The sequence below is a fragment of the Thiomonas sp. TH-17 genome, from assembly GCF_057473305.1.
The window spans coordinates 1-6,129 of sequence record NZ_JBYCKI010000211.1 but is presented as its reverse complement, the minus strand read 5'-3'; the positions used below and the strand labels follow the sequence as shown (position 1 = coordinate 6,129).

Genomic DNA, 6,129 nt, shown 5'->3' with positions numbered 1-6,129 from the left:
GTTTCGGCCATGATGAAGGCCACCGCGCCCATGACCGGCGGCATGATCTGTCCGCCCATGCTGGCCGTGGCCTCCACCGCCCCGGCGAAGACCGGCGAGTAGCCGAAACGCTTCATCAGCGGAATGGTGAACTGGCCTACCGTGAGCACATTGGCCACGCCCGAGCCGGAGATGGTGCCCATCAGGCCCGAAGACATGACCGCCACCTTGGCCGGGCCGCCCCGCGCCCTGCCCACCAGCCCCAGCGCCAGGGCGTTGAACAGCCGGATCATCCCGGCATGTTCGAGAAACGCGCCGAACAGAATGAACAGGAAGATGTAGGTTGCCGACACCAGGGTGGGGATGCCGTAGATGCCCTCGGTGCCGAGATAGAGCTGGTTGATGATCTGGTCGAGCCCGTAGCCCCGGTGGCTGATGGCGTCGGGCAGGTACTGGCCGAACAGGCCGTAGAGCAAAAAGGCCGCGCAGACCAGCGGCAGCGCCAGACCCAGGCTGCGCCGGGCCGCCTCGAACAGCAACACCACCACCGCAGCGCCGACCCAGAGGTCGGTGAGCGTCGGATCGCCGCTGCGCTGAATCAGGTCGGCTTCGAAAAACCAGTGATACAGCCCGAGCCCGAAGGCCGCAGCGCCCAGCAGCCAGTCGAACCACGGAATGCGGTGCATCCAGCTCCCGCGCTTGAGCGCTGGCACGACCCAGAACACCAGCAACATCAGAAAGCCCACATGCAGCGAGCGCATCACCAGGCTCGACAGCGGGTGGAAGGCCGCCACGACGAGCTGATAAGCCGAAAACGCCAGCGCCGCCGCCATGACGGTGCGCTGCGCGAGCCCGGAAAGGCTGCGCTGGTGGCCGCTGTCGGCGTGCGGCTCGGAGGAGGTGTGGATCAGGTCGTCGGCGTTGGCGCTCATGGCTGGAATCCGGGGCGTGTGAAGGCCGCTCGTGGCGGCGTCACACGGTGGATGAGACGGCCCGCGCTGGCGGGCCGGGGCGGGAATGCCGCCGGTTTACTTCAGTACGCCGGCTTCGCGGTAATACTTGGCCGCGCCGGGGTGCAACGGCACAGGCGAATTGAGCGGTGCGTCCTTCAGGCTGATGCCTTTGGCCGCGGCGTGCGCGGCGACCAACTCGGGCAGGTGGGTGAACATCGCCTGGGTCATCTGATAGACCCTCTCTTCAGTCAGCCCCTCGCGGGTGACGAGGAAGTTCTGAATTCGCGCCGTCGGCACAGCGGCGGTCTGGCCTTCATAAGTGTTCGCTGGAATGACCCCGCTCTGATACGCCGGATCGCCCACCTTGGCGATGATCTCGGCAGGCACGGGAACCACCACGATTTTTTGCGACGCCGCCAGATCGCGCAGCGAAGACACGCCCAGCCCGGCCGATTGCAGCGTGGCGTCGAGCTGGCGGTTCTTCATCAGTTCCACCGATTCGCCGAAGGGCAGGTATTCGACCTTGGAAAAGTCTTTGTAGCTCAGTCCGGCGGCCTTGAACAAGGCGCGGGCGTTGAGTTCGGTGCCGCTCTTGGGCGCGCCCACCGAAATGCTTTTGCCTTTCAGGTCGGCCAGGGTTTTGATGCCAGAATCTTCGCGCGCCACGATCTGCACATAGTTGGAATAGATCGCCGCCATGGTGCGCAGCTTTGTCAGCGGGGCCTTGAACCCGGCGTCGGCCTCGCCCTTCCAGGCGGCCGAAAGGGCGTCGCCCAGCGAGAAACCCAGCTCGGCGCGCCCGGCTTCGAGCAGATTGAGGTTTTCCACCGAACCCTTGGTCGCCTGCACCGAACTCTTGGCGGCGGGTATGGCCTTGGTGTAAATCTGTGAGAGCGCAACACCCAGCGGGTAGTACACGCCGCTGGTGCCGCCGGTGGCGATGGTGAGGTACTCGGCCGCAAACGCAGGGCGCAGGGCCAGGGGGGAGAGCAAAGCGGCACCGCCAGCGAGTGCGAGGACGCGGCGGCGAGCGGGGGAAGCGGGGTTGCGAGTCATGAGGTCTCCGTGGCAGTGTTGTGACAAATGGACACGATGCTAGTCCGTCTGTCACCAAATGCAACAGGACAATCTTGACCGGCCGCGGCGGTCCTGGCTCAGAGAATCTTGGACAGGAACTGCCGCGTGCGCTCGTGCTGCGGCGCGCCGAAAAACTGCTCCGGCGGGGCGGATTCGATGATGGTCCCCTGATGCATCATCACCACGCGGTCGGCGACTTCACGGGCAAAGCCCATTTCGTGGGTGACGACCACCATGGTCATGCCGTCGCGCGCGAGCGACTTCATGACGTCGAGCACTTCGCCGACCAGTTCGGGATCGAGCGCGGAGGTCGGTTCGTCGAACAGCATCAGCTTGGGGCTCATGGCCAGCGCGCGGGCGATGGCGATGCGCTGCTGCTGTCCGCCCGAGAGCTGGTTGGGATAGGCGCTGCCGCGATCGGCCAGCCCGACGCGGGCGAGCAGCTCGCGGGCACGCTCGGTGGCTTGCGCCTTGGGCATCTTGCGCACCAGCATGGGCGCTTCGATGATGTTCTCCAGCGCGGTCATGTGGCCGAACAGATTGAAGCGCTGAAACACCATGCCGACTTCGGCGCGATGGCGGCAGATATCGCGGTCGTGCAACTCGTGCAGCCGGTCGCCGACCTGGCGATAGCCGACCAACTCGCCATCGACCAGCAGACGGCCGGCGTCGATTTTCTCCAGGTGGTTGATGCAGCGCAGAAAGGTGGATTTACCCGAGCCCGATGCACCCAACAGGCAGACCACTTCGCCGCGAGCGACTTCCATCGAAATGCCCTTGAGCACCTCGACCGAACCGAAGCGTTTGTGCACGCCTTCGGCCTTGACCATGGGCAGGTTCATTTCACGCCCCCGCTGTTTCCGCCCCGTCCGAAGACGAGCTGGCGCAGATGCTGCAACGGCGTGGGGGCCAGTTGACGGGTGGCGCTGCGTCCGAAATGGCGTTCGATGTAGAACTGCCCGATCGACAGCAGCGTGGTCACGATCAGGTACCAGATGCTGGCCACCAGCAGCAGCGGAATGGTGCGGTAGTTCACGGAGTAGATGAGCTGCGCCGAATACAGCAAATCGCTCACGGCGATCACGCTGACCAGCGAGGTGGTCTTGAGCATCGAGATCGCCTCGTTGCCGGTGGGCGGCACGATGACCCGCATGGCCTGCGGCAGCACCACGCGCCGCATGATCTGCAGCCGCGACATGCCCAGGGCGGCCCCGGCCTCGCTCTGGCCTTCGTCCACCGACAGAATGCCGGCGCGCACGATCTCGGCCATGTAAGCGCCTTCGTTGAGGCCCAGCGCCAGAATGGCGGCAACGAAGGGGGTGATCAGGTTGTTGGCATCGAAACTCCAGGAGCCGAAGCCGATATTCGGGTAGAGCGCGGTGATGTTGAACCAGAACAGAATCTGCACCAGCACCGGGGTGCCGCGGAACAGCCAGATGTAGAACCAGCTCGCCCTCGAGACCATCGGGTTGTGCGACAGCCGCATGACTGCCAGCAGCACGCCCAGCGCCACGCCGATGGCCATCGAAATCACGGTGAGTTCAAGGGTGAGCAGCAAACCGTGCAGGATGCGCACGGAGAAGAAATATTCGCCGACGACCGACCACTCAAAGCGCGGGTTGGTCGTCAATGAGTAGGCCGTTGCTGCCAGCAGCACAAGAACGGCGGCAGCGGCCACCCAGCGGCCAGGATGTCGGGCCGGGATGGCTTGAATGTCGTCAGGTCGCATGGAATGGAACCGATCAGGCGACCCGCTGTGGCGCATGGCCACGGCGGGGGATTGAACTTACTGCACGGCAGGGTTGATTTCAGGCGTGGTGATCGCACCCTGCTCAGCGCCCCACTTTTTCAGAATTTTGGTGTACTCGCCATCGGCCATGACCGCCTTGACCGCCTGCAGCACCGGCTCGGCCAGGCCGCTGTTCTTGGGAATGACAATACCGTAGGGCGCGGAGTTGTAGGGCACACCCGAAAGCTTGAACTTGCCGCGCGATTCCTTGACGATCCACGCAGCCACTGGCGAGTCGGCCATGCACACTTGCGCGCGGCCGCTGTCCATAGCCAGGCTGGCGGCGTTCTGGTCGGGATAGAACTGCACGTCCAAACCTTTCTTGCCCGCAGCCTTGCATTCCTGGTTCTGCTTGGTGGCGTCTTCGGATTGAATCGTGCCCTTGGTCACAGCCACGCTCAGTCCGCACAAATCTCCCAACGAGGCAACCGCAGGGCCACCCTTGGCCTTGACGTAAAAGGAGGTGCCAGCAGTGAAGTAGCTGACAAAGTCCATCACCTCCTCGCGTTTTTTGGTGATGGTGAAAGACGACATGCTCAAGTCATACCTGTCCGATTGCAGCCCAGGAATGATGGTGTCAAAACCAGCTTGGACAAACTTGGCCTTGACGCCAAGCTTCTTTGCAATGGCGTTGGCCAGATCGATGTCGAGGCCGATCATGGTCTTGCCGTCATTGGCGATGAATTCCATGGGCGCGTAGGCGGCATTGAAGGCGAAGGTCAATTCGCCTTGCTGCTTGTACTTGGCGGGCAGGGTGATCGTGGCCGCCGCAGCCGAAGAGGCCAGGGTCATGCCGATTGCGATTGCGCTAAGGGCGGCCAAGCCGCGGCGGAAAGAGGCGTAGCCTCGGAGAACGCGAATCATCATTCGATTCCTAGACTGATGGGCATATGAGAGGAAGACCCAGGACGAGCAAGCGCCGATACGGTTGCAGCCCTGCCTCAGGTTGGCCTTTTTTTTTGCCGCCTGGGCGCAGGGCATCAAGTCTTATCAGATCGACTGCGGAGCTTGGCTGCGTTGGTGCTTACTGCGCGGCCGGGTTGATGGCAGGGTCTTTGATGGCGCCCTGGGTGATGCCCCATTTGTGCAGGATCTTGGCGTATTCGCCGCTGGCGATCACTTCCTTGAGGGCTTGCAACACCGGCTCGGCCAGGCCGCTGTTTTTCGGAATGGCAATGCCATAGGGCGCGGAGTTGTAGGACTCGCCGGTCAGCTTGAACTGACCGCGAGACTCTTCAACGATCCAGGCCGCCACCGGCGAGTCGGCCATGCCCACTTGTGCGCGGCCGCTGACGATGGCGAGGTTGGCGCCGTTCTGGTCGGGGAACACCGACACCGTCACGGCCTTCTTGCCGGCGGCCACGCATTCCTGGCTCTGCTTGGTGGCGTCTTCGGCCTGGGTCGTGCCCTTCTCGACGGCCACGGACATGCCGCACAGATCGGCCAGCCCATTGACTTTGGGGCCGCCCTTGGCCTTGACGTAGAACGAGGTGCCCGCCGTCATATAGCTGACGAAGTCGACAACTTCTTCACGTTTCTTGGTGATGGTGAACGACGACATGCTCATGTCGTACTTGCCCGACTGCAGTGCCGGAATGATGCTGTCGAAACTGGCGTTGATGAAATCAGCTTTCACACCGAGCTTTTTGGCGATGGCCTTGCCCAGATCGACGTCGGCGCCGACGACGGTCTTGCCGTCCTTGGCGATGAATTCCATCGGCGCATAGGTGGCGTCGGCAGCGATGGTCAGGTGGCCTTGTTCCTTGTATTTCTGCGGCAGGGCGATGGAGGCTGCGGATGCGCTGGCGCAGAAAACCGCGCAAAGCGCCACGGAACCCGTCAGTGCGCCCAGACGGCGCGGCAATGCGAGCTTGCGAAGAGTGAACGTCATGATTTTTTCCTTAAGAGGTGTGAACTGCGATGTTTTGTTGTTCGCCTGCGATGGCAGGTTGCCCAGGACGCACTCGAAGCAGAACGAATAGCCCCTGTTTTGCTGCGACTTTTCGCATCCGGTCACGCATGGTATTAAAAAAACCGGAGCATTCGGTCTCCGACGGGAGGCCTGAAGGCAGACTCGGCTCTAGCAAGTATTGCGCCAGCCTGGCACCTAGGCGTGAACGGGCCGCGCTCAGGGCTTGCGTCCGAGCCAGATTTCGAAGCAGGCGCCGCCGCCAGCGCGGGGCAGGCAGCGGGCTTCGCCGCCATGCTGGCGGGCGATGCGGCGCACGAGGGCCAGGCCCAGCCCGGTGCCTTCGCCGCGCCCGGACAGGCGCTCGAAAGGCTCGAAAATGCGCTGCGCATCGGCCGGGGGAATGCCCGGCCCCTGGTCGC

Annotated in this window: 7 protein-coding genes; all 7 read right to left on the bottom strand. The window is 63.3% G+C overall.

Annotated features, from left to right (window positions below; translation table 11 throughout):
- Positions 1–911: TRAP transporter permease (locus tag AC2VLV_RS12680; protein ID WP_486990330.1), on the bottom strand; the 911-nt coding region annotated here is incomplete at its 3' end.
- Between the two features lie 96 nt (positions 912–1,007).
- Positions 1,008–1,988 (bottom strand): TAXI family TRAP transporter solute-binding subunit, encoded by a 981-nt coding sequence (locus AC2VLV_RS12675; RefSeq protein ID WP_486990329.1) that lies wholly within the window; start codon positions 1,986–1,988, stop codon positions 1,008–1,010.
- A 98-nt stretch (positions 1,989–2,086) separates the two neighbouring features.
- Positions 2,087–2,851 carry an amino acid ABC transporter ATP-binding protein gene (locus tag AC2VLV_RS12670; protein WP_486990328.1) on the bottom strand — a complete coding sequence of 255 codons (765 nt, stop codon included), beginning with the start codon at positions 2,849–2,851 and terminating at the stop codon, positions 2,087–2,089.
- A complete protein-coding gene (locus tag AC2VLV_RS12665) occupies positions 2,848–3,738 on the bottom strand; it encodes an amino acid ABC transporter permease (RefSeq protein WP_486990327.1) in 891 nt (296 codons plus the stop codon). The genes AC2VLV_RS12670 and AC2VLV_RS12665 overlap by 4 nt, the downstream gene beginning before the upstream one ends.
- A gap of 57 nt (positions 3,739–3,795) precedes the next feature.
- A complete protein-coding gene (locus AC2VLV_RS12660) occupies positions 3,796–4,590 on the bottom strand; it encodes an ABC transporter substrate-binding protein (RefSeq protein WP_486990326.1) in 795 nt (264 codons plus the stop codon).
- 232 nt (positions 4,591–4,822) lie between these two features.
- Positions 4,823–5,689, bottom strand: a complete 867-nt coding sequence (locus tag AC2VLV_RS12655; protein WP_486990325.1) for an ABC transporter substrate-binding protein — start codon at positions 5,687–5,689, stop codon at positions 4,823–4,825.
- Positions 5,690–5,926: 237 nt separating this feature from the next.
- Positions 5,927–6,129: sensor histidine kinase (locus AC2VLV_RS12650; protein ID WP_486990324.1), on the bottom strand; the 203-nt coding region annotated here is incomplete at its 5' end.

Coding starts and splice junctions, on each gene's coding strand:
- AC2VLV_RS12675 (WP_486990329.1), bottom strand. CDS start 1,988: ATGACTCGCAACCCCGCTTCCCCCGCTCGCCGCCGCGTCCTCGCACTC.
- AC2VLV_RS12670 (WP_486990328.1), bottom strand. CDS start 2,851: ATGAACCTGCCCATGGTCAAGGCCGAAGGCGTGCACAAACGCTTCGGT.
- AC2VLV_RS12665 (WP_486990327.1), bottom strand. CDS start 3,738: ATGCGACCTGACGACATTCAAGCCATCCCGGCCCGACATCCTGGCCGC.
- AC2VLV_RS12660 (WP_486990326.1), bottom strand. CDS start 4,590: ATGACCCTGGCCTCTTCGGCTGCGGCGGCCACGATCACCCTGCCCGCC.
- AC2VLV_RS12655 (WP_486990325.1), bottom strand. CDS start 5,689: ATGACGTTCACTCTTCGCAAGCTCGCATTGCCGCGCCGTCTGGGCGCA.